The sequence below is a fragment of the Streptomyces malachitofuscus genome, assembly GCF_055571035.1.
This window is the reverse complement of sequence record NZ_JBVIGA010000026.1, coordinates 66,613-81,171: the sequence shown is the minus strand read 5'-3', so window position 1 is coordinate 81,171 and position 14,559 is coordinate 66,613. Positions and strand designations below refer to the sequence as shown.

15 protein-coding genes and 1 pseudogene are annotated in these 14,559 nt (G+C 70.0%); 9 read left to right on the top strand and 7 right to left on the bottom strand.

Annotated features, from left to right (window positions below):
* The first annotated feature begins 5 nt into the window (after positions 1–5).
* Together ACZ44S_RS31300 and ACZ44S_RS31295 are read left to right on the top strand one after the other, a co-directional pair.
* Positions 6–944, top strand: a complete 939-nt coding sequence (locus ACZ44S_RS31300; protein WP_466934923.1) for a sigma-70 family RNA polymerase sigma factor — start codon at positions 6–8, stop codon at positions 942–944.
* Positions 945–1,079: 135 nt separating this feature from the next.
* Positions 1,080–1,664, top strand: coding sequence for a dihydrofolate reductase family protein (locus ACZ44S_RS31295; RefSeq protein ID WP_466934920.1), 585 nt, complete (start codon positions 1,080–1,082; stop codon positions 1,662–1,664).
* Here the strand turns inward: ACZ44S_RS31295 and ACZ44S_RS31290 are convergent.
* The 3 genes from ACZ44S_RS31290 to ACZ44S_RS31280 form a co-directional block, all read right to left on the bottom strand.
* Positions 1,637–2,380 carry a methyltransferase domain-containing protein gene (locus ACZ44S_RS31290; RefSeq protein ID WP_466934918.1) on the bottom strand — a complete coding sequence of 248 codons (744 nt, stop codon included), beginning with the start codon at positions 2,378–2,380 and terminating at the stop codon, positions 1,637–1,639. The genes ACZ44S_RS31295 and ACZ44S_RS31290 overlap by 28 nt on opposite strands.
* Before the next feature lie 66 nt (positions 2,381–2,446).
* Positions 2,447–3,091 (bottom strand): dihydrofolate reductase family protein, encoded by a 645-nt coding sequence (locus ACZ44S_RS31285; RefSeq protein WP_466934915.1) that lies wholly within the window; start codon positions 3,089–3,091, stop codon positions 2,447–2,449.
* Positions 3,092–3,225: 134 nt separating this feature from the next.
* Positions 3,226–4,317 carry an alkene reductase gene (locus tag ACZ44S_RS31280; RefSeq protein ID WP_466934912.1) on the bottom strand — a complete coding sequence of 364 codons (1,092 nt, stop codon included), beginning with the start codon at positions 4,315–4,317 and terminating at the stop codon, positions 3,226–3,228.
* Between the two features lie 105 nt (positions 4,318–4,422).
* Between ACZ44S_RS31280 and ACZ44S_RS31275 the strand changes: the two genes are divergently transcribed.
* From ACZ44S_RS31275 to ACZ44S_RS31260, 4 genes and pseudogenes are all read left to right on the top strand, one after another.
* The gene (locus ACZ44S_RS31275; RefSeq protein ID WP_466934910.1) at positions 4,423–4,884 is read left to right on the top strand and encodes a MarR family winged helix-turn-helix transcriptional regulator; all 462 of its coding nucleotides are present in this window, start codon (positions 4,423–4,425) and stop codon (positions 4,882–4,884) included.
* Between the two features lie 135 nt (positions 4,885–5,019).
* Positions 5,020–5,333 (top strand): annotated as a pseudogene (locus ACZ44S_RS31270) (hypothetical protein).
* Between the two features lie 36 nt (positions 5,334–5,369).
* Positions 5,370–6,455: a serine hydrolase domain-containing protein gene (locus ACZ44S_RS31265; protein ID WP_466934908.1), complete on the top strand. Its 1,086-nt coding sequence runs from the start codon at positions 5,370–5,372 to the stop codon at positions 6,453–6,455.
* Positions 6,456–6,519: 64 nt separating this feature from the next.
* On the top strand, positions 6,520–6,966 hold the full coding sequence (locus ACZ44S_RS31260) for a GNAT family N-acetyltransferase (protein ID WP_466934906.1): 447 nt from the start codon (positions 6,520–6,522) through the stop codon (positions 6,964–6,966).
* Positions 6,967–6,986: 20 nt separating this feature from the next.
* Here the strand turns inward: ACZ44S_RS31260 and ACZ44S_RS31255 are convergent, their stop codons facing one another.
* Positions 6,987–7,781 carry an SAM-dependent methyltransferase gene (locus ACZ44S_RS31255; RefSeq protein WP_466935091.1) on the bottom strand — a complete coding sequence of 265 codons (795 nt, stop codon included), beginning with the start codon at positions 7,779–7,781 and terminating at the stop codon, positions 6,987–6,989.
* Between the two features lie 185 nt (positions 7,782–7,966).
* On the opposite strand from ACZ44S_RS31255, the gene ACZ44S_RS31250 reads away from it, so the two are divergent.
* Together ACZ44S_RS31250 and ACZ44S_RS31245 are read left to right on the top strand one after the other, a co-directional pair.
* Positions 7,967–8,788 (top strand): SAM-dependent methyltransferase, encoded by an 822-nt coding sequence (locus ACZ44S_RS31250; RefSeq protein WP_466934903.1) that lies wholly within the window; start codon positions 7,967–7,969, stop codon positions 8,786–8,788.
* A 516-nt stretch (positions 8,789–9,304) separates the two neighbouring features.
* Positions 9,305–11,131, top strand: coding sequence for a glycoside hydrolase family 3 protein (locus ACZ44S_RS31245; protein ID WP_466934899.1), 1,827 nt, complete (start codon positions 9,305–9,307; stop codon positions 11,129–11,131).
* Between the two features lie 35 nt (positions 11,132–11,166).
* On the opposite strand, the gene ACZ44S_RS31240 is transcribed toward ACZ44S_RS31245, so the two are convergent.
* Both ACZ44S_RS31240 and ACZ44S_RS31235 read right to left on the bottom strand, forming a co-directional pair.
* The gene (locus tag ACZ44S_RS31240; RefSeq protein ID WP_466934896.1) at positions 11,167–11,649 is read right to left on the bottom strand and encodes an Asp23/Gls24 family envelope stress response protein; all 483 of its coding nucleotides are present in this window, start codon (positions 11,647–11,649) and stop codon (positions 11,167–11,169) included.
* A 155-nt stretch (positions 11,650–11,804) separates the two neighbouring features.
* Positions 11,805–12,680, bottom strand: a complete 876-nt coding sequence (locus ACZ44S_RS31235) for an SCO4651 family lipoprotein (protein ID WP_466934893.1) — start codon at positions 12,678–12,680, stop codon at positions 11,805–11,807.
* A gap of 343 nt (positions 12,681–13,023) precedes the next feature.
* Here ACZ44S_RS31235 and ACZ44S_RS31230 point away from each other — a divergent pair, with 343 nt between their 5' ends.
* Entirely contained in the window at positions 13,024–13,335 is a 312-nt protein-coding gene (locus ACZ44S_RS31230; protein WP_466934891.1) for a hypothetical protein, read from the top strand.
* 117 nt (positions 13,336–13,452) lie between these two features.
* On the opposite strand, the gene ACZ44S_RS31225 is transcribed toward ACZ44S_RS31230, so the two are convergent.
* Positions 13,453–14,409, bottom strand: coding sequence for a sporulation protein (locus ACZ44S_RS31225; RefSeq protein WP_466934888.1), 957 nt, complete (start codon positions 14,407–14,409; stop codon positions 13,453–13,455).
* Between the last annotated feature and the right edge of the window lie 150 nt (positions 14,410–14,559).

The window sequence follows — 14,559 nt, the reverse complement described above, 5'->3', positions numbered from 1 at the left end:
ACCGCATGGAAGGCGCAGCCATCGATCGGTTCGAGGCCGGCCGGGCACGGCTGGCCTCGCTGGCGTACCGTCTGCTCGGTTCCGCGGCGGACGCGGAGGACGCCGTGCAGGACGCGTTCCTGCGCTGGCAGGCCGCCGACCGGGAACGGATCGCGGTGCCGGAGGCGTGGCTGACCAAGGTCGTCACCAACCTCTGCCTCGACCGGCTCCGCTCGGCGCAGGCACGCCACGAGCGTGCGGCCGGTGTCTGGCTGCCCGAGCCGCTCCTGGAGGGCGACCCGATGCTCGGCCCCGCCGACTCGTTCGAGCGGCGCGAATCGGTGTCCTTGGCGGTACTGATGCTGATGGAGCGTCTCTCGCCGGTGGAGCGGGCCGTCTACGTCCTGCGCGAGGCGTTCTCGTACAGCCACGCCGAGATCGCCGGGATCCTGGACATCAGCGAGTCCGCGAGCCAGCAGCACGCGCACCGGGCCCGGACCCGGGTCACCGCCGAGCGTCACCGCGGAGGCGAAGCCGACCCCGCGTCCGCGCGCCGGGTCGTCGAGGAGTTCCTGGCCGCTGCCACGTCGGGGCGAACCGAACGACTGGTGGCGCTGCTCACCGACGACGTGACGGCGGTCTCGGACGGCGCCGGACTGGGCAGGCGGATCCTGCGGTTCAGGACGCGCGAACGGGTCGCCTCCTTCGTACGGGCCGGCTTCAGGCCCACGGAGGCGAAGCGGCGGCTGGCAGGCGGCTCACCCGCGATGCACATCGCGTGGGTGAACGGCTCCCCGGCCGTTCTCGCCGTGGTCGACGACCGGGTCGTGGGCGTCGTGGCGTTCGAGGTGAGCGAGGGCAAGGTCTCCTCCCTGCACGGCATCGCCGCCGTGGCCCGGCTCTCGCGCCTCAACGAGTCCTGGCGCCGGCACGAACCGGACGCGCCGGTCATCAGCGCATGGTGACCGGACGCGACGACGCGATCCTTCGCTCCTCGACCCGGATCCGGGGGCGGCGATTCGAGCGATGTCGCGCGCCGCGATGAGTTCCGGCGTGCCCGGCGGTCGTACTGTCGGGGCCACGACCGAGGAGGACTCGCCATGCGCAGAGTGACCTATTCGATGAATGTCTCACTCGACGGCTACATCGTCGGGCCGGACGGCGAGTTCAACTGGACGGCGCCCGAGCCGGAGGTGTTCCGCTTCTGGATCGACGAGATCCGACAGGTCGACGTCCACCTCCTGGGACGACGGCTGTACGAGACGATGCTCTACTGGGAGACCGCCGAACAGGAGGCACCGCTCGACGAAGCCGAGCGCGAGTGGGTCGCCCTGTGGAATCCGCTTCCCAAGGTGGTGTTCTCCACCACCCTGTCGGCGGTGCAGGGCAATGCCCGACTGGCCTCCGGCGGTGTGGCGGAGGAGATCGAGCGGTTGAAGGCCGAGCCGGAGGAGGGCGAGATCGCGATCGGCGGCGCGACGCTCGCCGCCCAGGCGGCCGCGGCGGGTCTCATCGACGAGTACCGCGCCATGGTCTATCCGGTGCTGGTCGGCGGCGGCATTCCGTTCTTTCCCCGGGACGAGCGCCGGGTGGACCTCGAGCTGGTCGAGACCCGCACCTTCGCCTCCACATGCGTCTACCTCGGCTACCGCGTGGGTCAGAACTCGGAGACGATGAGCCGGTAACCGAGGTCGATGGTGTCGAGCGTCTGCAGGTCCGCGTAGCGGGAGTGCCAGCGGCCGGTCGTCAGGTCGGCGCCGAGCCGGGCCAGTCCCGGCGCGAGGGCGTCGTCACCGGTCTGGGCCAGCATCGAGATGCCGGCGCGCACCTGCGGGTCGAGGTAGAGGTGCGGGCGGCGCCAGTAGGCTGCCGCGAATCCGTCGACGCAGTCGTGGGGGATGCGGACCGGCTCCTGGCGGCCTCCCCCGAGCAGGTCGACCAGCCGGTCGATCGGGGTGGCGCGGGTCTCGTCGAAGGCAGCGGCCGCGGGCAGGTAGTCGCGCACCAGCCAGAACCGCTCCCGGAAGATGTGCTGGTCCCACGTCAGGATGACGACGCGGCGACGGGCGACCCTGCGCAGTTCCCGCAGCCCGGCCGCCAGGTCACTCCAGTGGTGGATGGTGAGCAGCGCCATGACGGCGTCGGCGGCGTCGACGGGAAGCGGGAGGTGTTCCGCGACCGCCCGCACTGCCGGTGCCGCCCCCTGTGGACGCTGAGTGATCATGACCCGGCTGGGTTCGACGGCGAGGACCGTCTCGGGCGGCTCGTAGGAACCGGCGCCCGCACCGACGTTGATCACGTCAGTGGCGTCCCCGAGTGCGGCGCGGATCTGCGCGGCGATCCGTGGATCCGGCTGTCGGGTCCGGGCGTACGTCGTGCCGAGCGTGTCATAGGTGGCCACGGAGCCAGTATGCGGAGCCCGCAGAAGCACGGACCCGCACATCGGAGAAGCCGTATGCCCCCGCTTTCAGGGAGCGTCCGTCTCGTACTCGGGGCGACCGGTGGTGCGGTAGGTCTGGATCGTCAGTCCTTTGGGTGTGGATTGCAGGTCGACCAGTTCGAGTCCCAGGTCCGAGCCGGTGGCGGGGAAGAGCCGCGTGCCCTGACCGACGACCACGGGATAGGTGAGCAGCACCAGTTCGTCGACCAGCCGGTCGTCGAGCAGCCGGCGGATGAGGGTGCCGCTGCCCCACACCTGGAGCTCACCGCCCGGTGCGGACCTCAGCTTCCCGACGGCGCCGGTGACATCACCCGACAGGACGGTCGTGCCCGCCCACCGGGGGTCGGTGAGCGTGTTCGAGACGACGTACTTGGGCCGTGAGTTCAACGCCTCTCCGACGGGGTTGCCCGGATCCATGCCCGCGCCCCAGGAGCCGGCGAAGATCTCGTAGGTGCGCCGGCCGAACAGGAACGCGTCGGCGCGCTGGAAGGTCCGGCCGATGAACGTCGAGGCCGCGTCGTCGAGAAGTGGCGGGGCCCATCCGAAGCGCTCGAATCCGCCACTGCCCCCCGCCGGAGCGTCTGCCGTCCCCTCCCCGGTCTCCACGTCGATCCGCCGATGCCCCTGCGTCACTCCGTCGACGGAGATGTTCGTGACGGTCGTCAGTTTCATGATCACAATTCCCTTCCCGCTGATGACGTCACCGGGTACGACCGACCCCGGGCGCCGATCTCATCGGTCGGGGCACGGCGCCGCCCACGGTCCCGGCGAAGGCGCGCCGATGACCATGGGCAGCAGCTCGGCGGTCAGAGCGCCGGCAGGGTGCCGTCGACCGTCGGGTAGTCGGTGTAGCCCCGGTGGTCGCCGCCGTAGGCCTTGCTCAGATCGGGCTCGGCGAGCTCCGCTTCGGCCGCGAGCCGGGCGACCAGGTCCGGGTTGGAGATGTACAGCCGGCCGAAGGACACGGCGTCGGCCCGGCCGCTGGTGACGAGGTCCAGCCGGCGCCTCTGCCCGGACGTGTCGCCGTCGGCGGCGTTGAGGACGAACGTGCCGGACCAGGCGGCGCGCAGCGTCTGCGTCAGGGAGGGGTCACCGGCCTCCACGAGATGGAGGTAGGCCAGCTGGAGGGTGTCGAGCTCGGCGACCAGGAGGGGGTAGAGCGTGGCGTGGTCTGCCTCGGCGGTGTCTCCCAGGCCGTTGGCGGGGGAGAGCCGGATGCCGGTGCGGTCGGCGCCGATGGCCGCCGCGACGGCTCGCGCGACCTCCAGCGTGAAGCGGATCCGGTTCTCCGGCGAGCCGCCCCAGCGGTCGGTGCGCCGGTTGGCGTTGGTGGCCAGGAACTGGTGGAGCAGGTATCCGTTGGCGCCGTGGATCTCGACGCCGTCGAACCCGGCGGCCACGGCGTTGCGTGCCGCGTCGGCGAAGTCGGCGACGGTCGCGACGATCTGGTCCTCCGTCAGTTCGTCGGGCACGACGTGGTCCTGTGGTCCGGTGGGCGTGAAGATCTGGCCGGCCGCCTTGACGGGTGACGGGCCGACCGGGGTGAGCGCGCCGTGGCCGACGGCCTCCGTGGTGCTCGGGTGGCCGATGCGGCCGGTGTGCATGAGCTGGGCGACGATCGTCCCGCCGGCCGCGTGCACACCGTCGGTCACCTGCCGCCACGCGGCGATCTGCTCGGCCGAGTGCAGGCCGGGTGTGAACGGGTAGCCCTGGCCGATCACCGACGGCTGGATGCCCTCGGTGATGATCAGACCGGCGGAGGCGCGCTGGGCGTAGTAGGTCGCCGTGTCGGCCGTCGGCAGGGTGCCGTTCGCGCGGCTGCGGGTCATCGGGGCCATCACGATCCGGTTGCGCAGCTTGAGGCTGCCGGCGATCACGGGCTCGAACGCAGTGGACATGGGGTTCTCCTGATGGACGGAAACGGTCATACAGTTAGCCGAACAAGTAACTCTCCGGAGTCTATTCCTTGTCCGGGCAACTTTTCTCAGGAGTACGATCACGGCATGTCAGAACATGCGACGGAGCGGGCCGCGTCTCTGGGAGCCAGGCCGGTCAGCCACGCGATCTTTCGGGTGGCGCGGCTCCACAAGGCGCTCGCGGGCAGATTGCTGCGGGAAACCGGTCTGCACCCCGGTCAGGAACTCGTGCTGATGGCCCTGTGGGACCAGGGGCCGCAGCGCCAGGTCGACCTCGTGGAGGCGGTCGACTCGGACGCTCCGACGATGGCGCGCAGCATCTCCCGGATGGAGAAGGCGGGCCTCGTGCGCCGCAGTCCGTCGCCCACGGACGGACGCGCGGTGATCGTCGAGGCGACCGAGGCCAGTCTGGCACTGCGGGACAAGGTGGACGGTGCGTGGGCGGAACTGGAGCGCCTGACCACGACCGGCCTCGGTACGGCACAGCAGAGCGAGATCCTGGCCAGTCTCGCTCTGCTGGAATCCGTCCTGTCACAAGCGGGGGACTGAGCTCCGCGTGAGGACGGCAGCGCCCCGCCGTCCTCACCGGCCGACGAGGCGACCGGGTCGTGATCCTCTTTCGGGGAGCGCCCGGTTGGCCCACCATGGGGGAGGTACTCCACCACGGTCCGGAGGTGTCACACCATGCGCCGTGAAGACCTGCCGCCCCCGGCGACGGGACTTCTCCTCAGTCGTCCTCGACGAGAATCCGTGCATCGTGAAGCTCGCGAACAGCTGGCTGATCATGAACCCGGGACGTGGTCCGACCCCGGACAAGCCCGACGTCACTCTCCGTGCACCGACCGATCCGCGCACGGCGACGTGCTTCCTGAACATCCGGGTGGCCGACATCGACCAGTGTTACCTGCAGAAACCCGGACGGTTGTCTCATCGAGGTCGGACAGGCCACGGGCCTCCTGGAGGGCGTCCTGGCCGATCCGCCCGCCGGATCCTCCTGAGCGCGGGACCCACTGCATGAAGCCGAGCGCCCGACGATGACGCCCTCACCGGCTCCGAAGGTTCAGAGCGTCCTCGACGAACTGGTCGACTCAGGAGCAGAAACCGGCCTGCAGATTGCCGTTCACCACCGCGGCTCTCTCGTGGTGGACGCCGTCGCCGGCGTCGCCGACGGCCGGACCGGGCGCAAGGTGACCCCGCAGACCCCGTTCTTCAGTTTCTCCGCCGGAAAGGTCATGACGTCGCTGATCGCTCACCTGCTCGTCGGGACCGGTGCCGTCGGATACGACACACCAGTGGCCGAGGTGTGGCCGGAGTTCGGTGCCCACGGCAAGGCGGCTGCGACGCTGCGCCATGTGCTGACCCACTCGGTCGGCGTGCCGGCGATGCCTCGGGGCATCGGCCCCGCCGACCTGACCGACTGGTCGCGGGTCTGCACCGCGATCGCCGACGCGGCGCCCCTGTGGCGACCCGGGACGGCGACCGGGTACCACTCGTTCACCTTCGGCTTCCTCGTCGGTGAAATCGCCCGCCGGGTCACCGGTCAACCGATGCGGCAACTCCTGCACGAGTGGGTCACCGCGCCCCTCGGCATCGACGGCGACCTCTACTTCGGCGTGCCCACGACCGACCTGGCCCGGCTCGCACACCTCGAGGACGCGCCACCTGGCCCGGCCGCCCCACCGGAGGGCGATTCCCTTCTCGCCCCCTGGGAGATGCGACCGACCGCGGCCCTGGGCAACAGCCGGAGCATCCTGCAGGCGGACATCCCGTCGGTCGGAACCTTCACCGCGCGCGGAATCGCCGGCATGAACGCCGCGGTCCTCGACGGCAGGCTCATCGATGCGCGTCAGCTCGAGGAGCTGACGGCGGTGGCCTTCGAGGGCACCGACCGGGTCTTCGCCAACCCTGCGCGGCTGGCCCTGGGCTATCCGCTCGGCCGCATCGGTTCACGCCCGGACGAGACGCCGACCACGTTCGGCTGGGCCGGAGGGGGCGGCAGTTACGTCTATGCCGACAAGGCCACCGGCACCTCCTTCGCCATGACCAAGACCCGTCTCACTCCCCACTTCGACACCGCACAGCGGCTCGCCGACCTGATCACGGCCGAGACCGGCCCTTGACCTGCACTTCCCCGCACGGCATACGCGGTTGACGGGCCGTGGCGGGCACCTGTTTGCTGAGCGGGTGACCGACCTTCGCATACGAGCGGTGGACGACGACGCCTCGATCCGCGACTGGCAGTACGTCCACAACGTGATCATCCCCGGCGACGTGCTGTCGCTCGACGACGTCCGTGCCCGCACCGGCCGCAACCGCATGGAGGTCGCCCACCTGGACGACGTCCTGATCGGCTGCACCACCGTGCGCCCGCCCACCGAGGACAACGGCGCCACCGCGACGGTCATCGCCCGCGTCCTGCCGGAGTTCCGCCGCCGCGGCCTCGGCACCCGGCTCTACGAACGCGCCCTGAGCCAGGCCCGAGCGCTGGACCCCCGCGTGATCGAGACCGTGGTGCTGGCCTCCAACCCCGACGGGCTGCGCTTCGCCGAACAGCACGGCTTCGTCGAGATCGAGCGCTACCTGCTGCGCGAAGGTGACACGGTGCCCTGGATCGACCTGCGCCTGGCCTGACCAGTGCCTGGCGCTCCCGGTCAGGCTTTGCGTCCCACACCGCCGAACATGGCCACCTCGGCGGGCAGATCGCCCTCGCTGTCGTCCGGTCGCCAGCGGTTGCAGGAGACCACGCCCGGAGCGAGGAGCTCCAGCCCGTCGAAGAACCCCTCGATGTCGGCCGGCGTGCGCTGGGTCAGCTTCGGTGTGCCGTGCTCGTTCCAGAACGCCACCGCGGCGTCGACATCGGGCATGTCGGGCCGCGTGATGGTGTGCGAGAGGACGAGGTGACTGCCCGCGGGGAGCCGGTCCATCAGACGGCGCACGATCCCGAACGCGTCCTTGTCGTCCTCGACGAAGATGACGACGCCCAGCAGTACCAGGGCCACGGGCTTGCTGAAGTCCAGCGTACGCGCCGCCTGTTCGATGATGCGGTCGATGTTGCGCAGGTCCTCGTCGAGATAGTCCGTGCTCCCCTCCGGCGTGCTCGTCAGCAGGGCCTCGGCGTGAGCCAGCACGATGGGGTCGTTGTCGACGTAGACAACCCGGCATTCCGGAGCGATCCGCTGCGCGACCTCATGAGTGTTGTCGGCCGTCGGCAGGCCGGTGCCGATGTCGAGGAACTGCCGTATCCCGCACTCGTCGACGAGGTACTTCACGGCGCGCCCGAGGAACTGACGATCGGCGAGGGCGTAGTCGCCGATGCCCGGGTGCAGCGCACGGATCTGGTCTCCGGCGACCTGGTCGACCTCGTAGTGGTCCTTGCCGCCCAGCCAGTAGTTCCAGATGCGGGCGGTGTGCGGCTGGTCGGTCTTGATGCGCTTGCGCGCCGCCATCGACGCAGCGGAAATCTCGGTCACGTGACATCCTCCAGATCAAGCCGGTCCAACACTCAAGGAGCAACCTAGCGGCAGGAGTTGTCAGGAGCGACCACCGGTCTCCCGCGGTACGTCCCCGACGCGACGGCCTTTCTCACCGAACGCGTGGGCAACGGGCCTTGCGGCAGGGAAGAATGGAGGGCATGACGGAAGAAGGCGGCTCGTCCATCGACCGCACGAAGCCCAGCATCGCCCGCGTCTACGACTATCTGCTGGGCGGCCGGGACAACTATGCGGTGGACCGTCAGGTCGGTGACGTCTTCAAACGCGACCTCCCCGGCTCGGTGGCGATCGCCTTCGCGAACCGAGCGGCCCTGACCCGGGCGATCCGGACGATTGCGACGACCACCGACGTACGGCAGTTCATCGACCTGGGCAGCGGTCTCCCGACCGCCGACAACGTTCACCAGGTCGCGCAGCAGCACGACCCGACGGCTCGGGTCGTCTACGTCGACACCGACCCACAGGTGCTGGTCCACGGTCGCGCGCTCCTCGAGGAGAACGAATGGACCCGGATCGTCGCCGTCGACGTCCGCGAACCCGAGCAGGTCCGTACCCACCCCGACACCCTGAAGCTCATCGAGTTCGACCGCCCGGTGGCCGTCATATTCAGCGCCATCCTGCACCACGTCAATGACGACGAGGACCCTGCCGGCATCGTCCGCCACTGGCGCGACCACGTGCCGTCCGGCAGCTACTTCTTCGTCAGCCACTTCCGTTCCGGCAACAATCCGGAGACCGCCGAGGCCGAGAAGGTCCTCCAGGAGACCTTCGGCCGCGGCCGGTGGCGGTCGGACGAGGAGATCGCATCCCTGCTGGACGGCCTGGAGATCCTCGACCCGGGCATAGTTCCCGCACCCCTGTGGCGTCCTGACGCCGTCGACAGCCGCTTCAACAGTAGCGGTGAGCGTGAACTCACGGTCTGGGAACGCCTCATCGCCGCCGGACTGGCACGCAAACCCTGACCTGCCCTACCGCACGCTCCAACCGAGCCCGTCGGGTCTCCGGCGTCGCGGCCTGGAGCAGCGGGAGCGTCACGAGATGGCGGGTGGTCCGGTCGAGCGCGCGCCGCACTCGCCGCCTCATCCGCGGCAAGCGCCGAAGCCAGGTCGTCCGGGACGACGGCCGTCGCCCGGGACGCGTGGGCGCGGTCCCAGCGGCCGTCCTCCTGCGCCCGTCGGAGCCGCGACGCCGGCCCCGGGACCCGCCCCCAGCACAGCCCCACGTCGACCACCTCGCGCCGCGAGTAGTGCTCCGCGAGCCACGCGTCAAAGGCCCCCGCATCCCCACACGCGACGACTTCCACCCCCGTTGACCTCTTCCATGCGGGTCAGGCCAGGGGAGCTTGAGCTTTGTCTGGACCTGTTTTGTCTAGACCTCTTGCCGTGTCTGTCGTGTGCGGGCTACGTTGCCCGCTGTTCGCAGTACTGCGCGTTTCCTTCAATTCCCTTGTCGGGCAAGGCTGGAAGGAGCATGTCCGCATGCAGGACCGGAGTCTGTCCAGACGAACCGTTCTCGCCTCCGCAACCGTGGTCGCCGCGGGTGCGACGGGTGTCGTGGGCGTGACGGCCACGCCGGCGGCCGCGCATCGGCGTGACAGCCGACTCAAGAAGATCATCTCCAGGATGAGCGTCGAGGCGAAGATCGGCCAGCTGTTCGTGCCGTACTTCTACGGCGCGTCGGCGACTTCTCCCAGCCAGTTCGACCAGGACCGCAACCTCAAGGAACTCGGCGTCCGCACCGTGGCCGAGCTCATCGCCAAGTACCACATCGGCGGTGTCATCTACTTCTCCGGCTGGACGAACAACATTCACGACCCCCGGCAGATCGCCGAGCTCACGAACGGCGTGCAGCGGGCCTCGCTCGACCTGCCCACCCCCATCCCGTCCCTGATCTCCATCGACCAGGAGCACGGGGTCAACGTCCGTATCGGCAGCGGCGCCACCCAGTTGCCGGGCGCGATGGCGCTCGGCGCGGGCCGCTCGACCTCCGACGCACGCACCGCCGGATGGATATCGGGCACTGAACTCGCCGCCCTGGGCATCCATCAGAACTTCGCCCCGGTGGCCGACGTGAACGTCAATCCTGCCAACCCCGTCATCAACGTCCGTTCCTTCGGCGCCGACGCCCACGAGGTGTCGCGCATGGTGGCGGCCCAGGTGACGGGTTATCAGCGGGCCGGCGTCGTGGCCTGCGCCAAGCACTTCCCGGGCCACGGGGACACCGGGGAGGACAGCCACACCGGACTGCCCGTGATCACCCACACCCGTGAGGAGTGGGACCGCATCGACGCCCCGCCGTTCAAGGCCGCGATCGCCGCCGGCGTCGACTCGATCATGACCGCGCACCTCCAGGTCCCCGCCCTCGACCCCAGCAACGACCCGGCCACCCTGTCGCCCGCGATCCTCCAGGACGTGCTGCGCGAGGAACTCGGCTTCGACGGCGTGATCGTCACCGACGCCCTCAACATGGCCGGCGTACGCACCAAGTACGGCGACGACCGCGTGCCCGTCCTCGCCCTCAAGGCCGGTGCCGACCAACTGCTGTTCCCGCCGGACATCGCCGTCGCTTACAACGGCGTCCTCGCCGCCGTCCGCAGCGGCGAGATCACCGAGGCACGGCTCGAGGAGTCGGTCCTGCGTATCCTGCGGGTCAAGGACAAGGCCGGCCTGCTCAGCCGCAGCCCCTATGTCTCCCTGAGGGAGGTCGACCGGGTCGTCGGCGCCCGCAGTCACCGGCGCACCGCCGCCCGGATCGCCGAGCGCACCACCACCCTGCTGGTCAACGAGGACGAGGCGCTCCCGCTGCGCCGCCGGCAACGCAGGCTGCTCGTGGTCGGCGCCAGCCCCGCCTTCCCGACCGACGACACCCGCACCACGGTGCCCGAGCTGGCCAAGGCGTTCGACGAACTGGGTTACAGCACCACCCATCTCGCCACCGGCCGGGCGCCCGACGCGGCGACCATCGACGCGGCCGTGGCCGCGGCTCGGGGACGGGATGCGGTGGTTGTCACCACCGACAACGTCGGCGCCGCCAGTACACAGCGCACCCTGGTCTCCCGGCTGCTCGCGACGGGCGTCCCCGTCGTCCACCTCGCGGTCCGCAACCCCTACGACATCGCTCACCTCGGCGACGTCCCGGCGTCTCTGGCCTCCTACTGCTGGACCGAGGTCGAACTGCGCGCCGCCGCCCGGGTGATCGCCGGCCGGGTCGACCCGCGCGGCAGGCTGCCCGTGCCCATTCAGCGGGCCGACGACCCGACCAGGGTCCTCTTCCGCTCCGGCCACGGCCTGTCGTACGACGACTGACGTGGGCGGCCGGGCGCTGTGCGCGCACCGGCCGTTCAGGCCACGCGTCGCTCGTCCTGCTCCGGCTCCTCCTCGTCCGGCAGGTGGACGTCGTTCACCGCGATGTCCACCTCCACGACCTCCAGGCCGGTCATGCGCTCGACGGCCTCGATGACGTTGGCACGGACGTCTCCGGCGGTGTCCGTGATCGACGCGCCGTACTCGACGACCACCTGCAGGTCGACGGCCGCCTGGCGTTCCCCGACCTCCACACTGACGCCTTGGGTGACGCCGGGCCCTCGACCGGGTACGCGCTCGCGCATGGCTCCCAGCGCCCGGGCCGCTCCGCCGCCGAGGTTGTGGACCTCGGGGATCTCGCGGGCGGCCATGCCCGCCACCTTCGCGACGACGGCGTCGGCCACGGTGGTGTTCCCGCGCTGCCCCGGAGGGGTGTCGGCCCCCCTGCGCCCCCGCAAAGGTGTCTCCTTCTCGGCCCGGGATTTCGCCTCCGTGTCGATACGGTGCGAGGTTTCGGCCATGACGGTCACCTCCGCGGTCGTCGGTGTGTCTGTGCTGGGTGTCGTCCTCCTGTCCACCCTAATCGGAAGTGGCGTAGGGGACTAATGCTGACGAAAGGGGCGCAGAGGGGTGCAGCTGCCCGGCACCGGGAGACCCGCGGTCACCCAGCGCCCGCTCAGTTCTGCCGGCGGCTGCCCTGGAGGGCCTTGTCGGTCATGTCGGCCACCTGATCGGCCGACGGAGCCTCGGGGTCGACCTCTGCGCCGAAGTCCGAGAACTCCATCACCGTGCTCATCTTGAGCTGCTGCGGGGTCGCGCCGTCCTTCGGCTTCGCGGAGGCGGAGGACGGCGCCTCGACGGTCATGTCGATCTGCTGGCGACGCAGCCGGCCCTCGTCGTCGAGCCAGACCTGCATCGGCAGCGTCGTACCGATCCGCTTGCGCAACTCGTCGCCGCCCGACAGCTTGGTGACGTCCACGGCGACCTTGTAGTGCGTGGTGTCGGCTCCGTCGATCTTCTCGGTGCCGACCTTGCCGACGTCCTTGTCCGTGATGGCCTTGGCGTAGGCGGCGGTCTGGGCCGGGTCACCGATCTGCTGGTTGCTGCCCAGGCCCTGCTGCGCCGCGGCCTTCTCCAGGTCGATCTTGATCCAGGGCTTGCCGCCCGGTGCCTTCTGACCGGGGACCTTCTGGTAGAGGACCTGGTCGACCACGCGTTGCTCGATCGTCTTGTCCTGCGCCGTGACGGTCATGACGCTGTCGCCCTCGGCCAGGTCGAGCACACCCTTGCCGTCGGACGTGATCGTCCGGTCGTCGGCGGAGAGCTTCATCCGGATCGTCATCCGTGCCGACTCGGCTTCGGCCGTCTTGTCGTAGGCCGCTCGCACCGCCGCGGTGCCCTGCTCCCGGCCATCGGCGCTCTTGCCCGCGCTCGCGGACGCACTGCCCTCCTGGGCCTTCGGTTCGCCGTCGTCCCCACACCCTGTGACGACGACGCTTCCCATGACCGCCGCAACCACGGCCGCACCGATCTTCGTCCCCCTGCTACGCATACAGCTCCCCATCTCCTCAACGAGTGACGATCACCGTGATCATCGGCGATCCGCAGAACCGAGTGCCCCTGTCTGGCCGTCAGGACACCTTTGGGTTAGGGGTGTTGCCGGGTGACGGTCCATGCCGACTCGGGCAGCAGCGTTCGTCGACGCGTTCCGAGATGGGAAGGGAAGGCCACTTCGGCAGCTGTGCTGAGCTCGGCGCAGATACGGATGGCGGAGGCGTCGAGCGAGTTGCCGGTGCCCCCGCCTCAGGCGCCGATGGCGATGGTGGTGGTTGTGCGTTCACGTGGCGTCGCAGGAGCGGTCATGACAGGCGTGCCGCGAGCAGGACGGCGTCGTCATGTCGGCGTTCCTGACGGAGAACCTGCAACGGCACGTCCACAAGGTCGTCGAGTGGTGGCATCTGCGAGCCAAGGCGCGCCTGTGCGTCCAGAAGGCTCGCGGTCAGCTTCGACGTCAACCATCGCGCAACGCTCCGGCCCGAGGGCACGGCCGCGGGGACCTCACCACCGAGGGCGTACGGGAGCTGCTGCCCTGCCCGCGGGTCCTCGTTGCCAAGGACGGCGCCCGGGCCGCGACGGCCTTCACCGCCGGCGGCCCGTACACGGTCCCCTCTCTGCGGACGGCGGTGGTGTCTCGGCACTGCAGGTGACCGGTGACCACGGACCCCTGCCCGCCGCGCCGGAGAGAACGCCTGCTCGGCCTGCGGGACGACGAGTGGTCGGCGCTCGCCACGGGGTGACGGACCGCCGACCGCCGGGTCCTGCCGTCAGCCCTCGTCCTCCTCGTCCCCTTCGAAGAAGTCACCGATCTCGTCGACGACTTCGGCCGCCACCATGCCGCCGGCGACGCCGACCGCCAGGCCGGCGGCGCCCGCGGCGACGGCGGTTCCCACGCCGGGGCCGGGGCCGGGGCGGTGGTGGTCGTCATGGCCGCCATGACCGTGGATACCGTACGAGGTCCGGTGCTCGACCAGCCGGCGGATCCAGCCGTCGACTTCGGAGTTCCAGTCACGGGAGTCGTTTTGTCCGACGGTGATCCTGGTGAGCGCGTCCTGCCCGTCGGAGAAGAGGCCGCTGCGCTTGTCTGCCTCCAGGACGACCTCCATGCCGCCCGGATGGGCGAGGAAGGTCACCTCGATCTCGTTCAGCTGGTGCGCGTACTGCGGCGACGGGGTGATCTCGATCTCCTGATAAAAGGGCAGCTGCTGCCCGGTGCCGCCGATCCGCCCGTACTCCAGATCGGCCGACCTGAAGCCGAAGCCGAGCTGACCGAACGCTTCGAGGACGGCCTCCTGCACGGGCAGCGGACCCACGGCCAGCGGGTCGAGGTCGCCCTTGTCCCTGGCACCGGCCACCGACAGCTCGGTGCGCACGCCGAGTACGACGCCCAGCGGCTGTCCGTGCAACTCGGTCACCGGCGTTTCCCAGGGCAGGAGCACGCTGAACGGCACGCTGCGCCGCTCGCCCTCGGCGAGACGGAAGCCGCCCCCGACGGTGAACCGCTCGAAGACGATGCCGCCTTCGCTCTCGCCCTCCTCGTGCTCGACCTCCACCCGGGCGACGAGTTCCAGGGTGATGTGCTCGATGTCGAAGCCGGCGGTGCCGCCCTCGAGCCGGACCTCGCCGGTGAGCGCCGAGCCGGGCGGGACCGGGCCCGGATCCAGTACCGTGTCGACGGTGGGGCCGCCCACGCCGAGCGAGCCGAGCAGTCGTTTGAACACCATGGTGGCGTCCGCTCCTTAGACGTGCGTGTGGTTCATGGGGCGCGGTGCCGTGCGCCGGAACCAACCTTCTACAAATGAGTAGAAGAATAAGAGGGTCGAGGGCGGCGAGGGGCACGATCCGACAGGGACGCGCCGGGAAAGGCCGAAAAC

Bases quoted from the DNA above. Each gene is read 5' to 3' on its own strand.
- ACZ44S_RS31300 (WP_466934923.1), top strand. From the start codon at position 6: ATGGAAGGCGCAGCCATCGATCGGTTCGAGGCCGGCCGGGCACGGCTG.
- ACZ44S_RS31295 (WP_466934920.1), top strand. From the start codon at position 1,080: ATGCGCAGAGTGACCTATTCGATGAATGTCTCACTCGACGGCTACATC.
- ACZ44S_RS31285 (WP_466934915.1), bottom strand. From the start codon at position 3,091: ATGAAACTGACGACCGTCACGAACATCTCCGTCGACGGAGTGACGCAG.
- ACZ44S_RS31280 (WP_466934912.1), bottom strand. From the start codon at position 4,317: ATGTCCACTGCGTTCGAGCCCGTGATCGCCGGCAGCCTCAAGCTGCGC.
- ACZ44S_RS31275 (WP_466934910.1), top strand. From the start codon at position 4,423: ATGTCAGAACATGCGACGGAGCGGGCCGCGTCTCTGGGAGCCAGGCCG.
- ACZ44S_RS31265 (WP_466934908.1), top strand. From the start codon at position 5,370: ATGACGCCCTCACCGGCTCCGAAGGTTCAGAGCGTCCTCGACGAACTG.
- ACZ44S_RS31255 (WP_466935091.1), bottom strand. From the start codon at position 7,781: ATGGCGGCGCGCAAGCGCATCAAGACCGACCAGCCGCACACCGCCCGC.
- ACZ44S_RS31250 (WP_466934903.1), top strand. From the start codon at position 7,967: ATGACGGAAGAAGGCGGCTCGTCCATCGACCGCACGAAGCCCAGCATC.
- ACZ44S_RS31245 (WP_466934899.1), top strand. From the start codon at position 9,305: ATGCAGGACCGGAGTCTGTCCAGACGAACCGTTCTCGCCTCCGCAACC.
- ACZ44S_RS31240 (WP_466934896.1), bottom strand. From the start codon at position 11,649: ATGGCCGAAACCTCGCACCGTATCGACACGGAGGCGAAATCCCGGGCC.
- ACZ44S_RS31235 (WP_466934893.1), bottom strand. From the start codon at position 12,680: ATGCGTAGCAGGGGGACGAAGATCGGTGCGGCCGTGGTTGCGGCGGTC.
- ACZ44S_RS31230 (WP_466934891.1), top strand. From the start codon at position 13,024: ATGTCGGCGTTCCTGACGGAGAACCTGCAACGGCACGTCCACAAGGTC.
- ACZ44S_RS31225 (WP_466934888.1), bottom strand. From the start codon at position 14,409: ATGGTGTTCAAACGACTGCTCGGCTCGCTCGGCGTGGGCGGCCCCACC.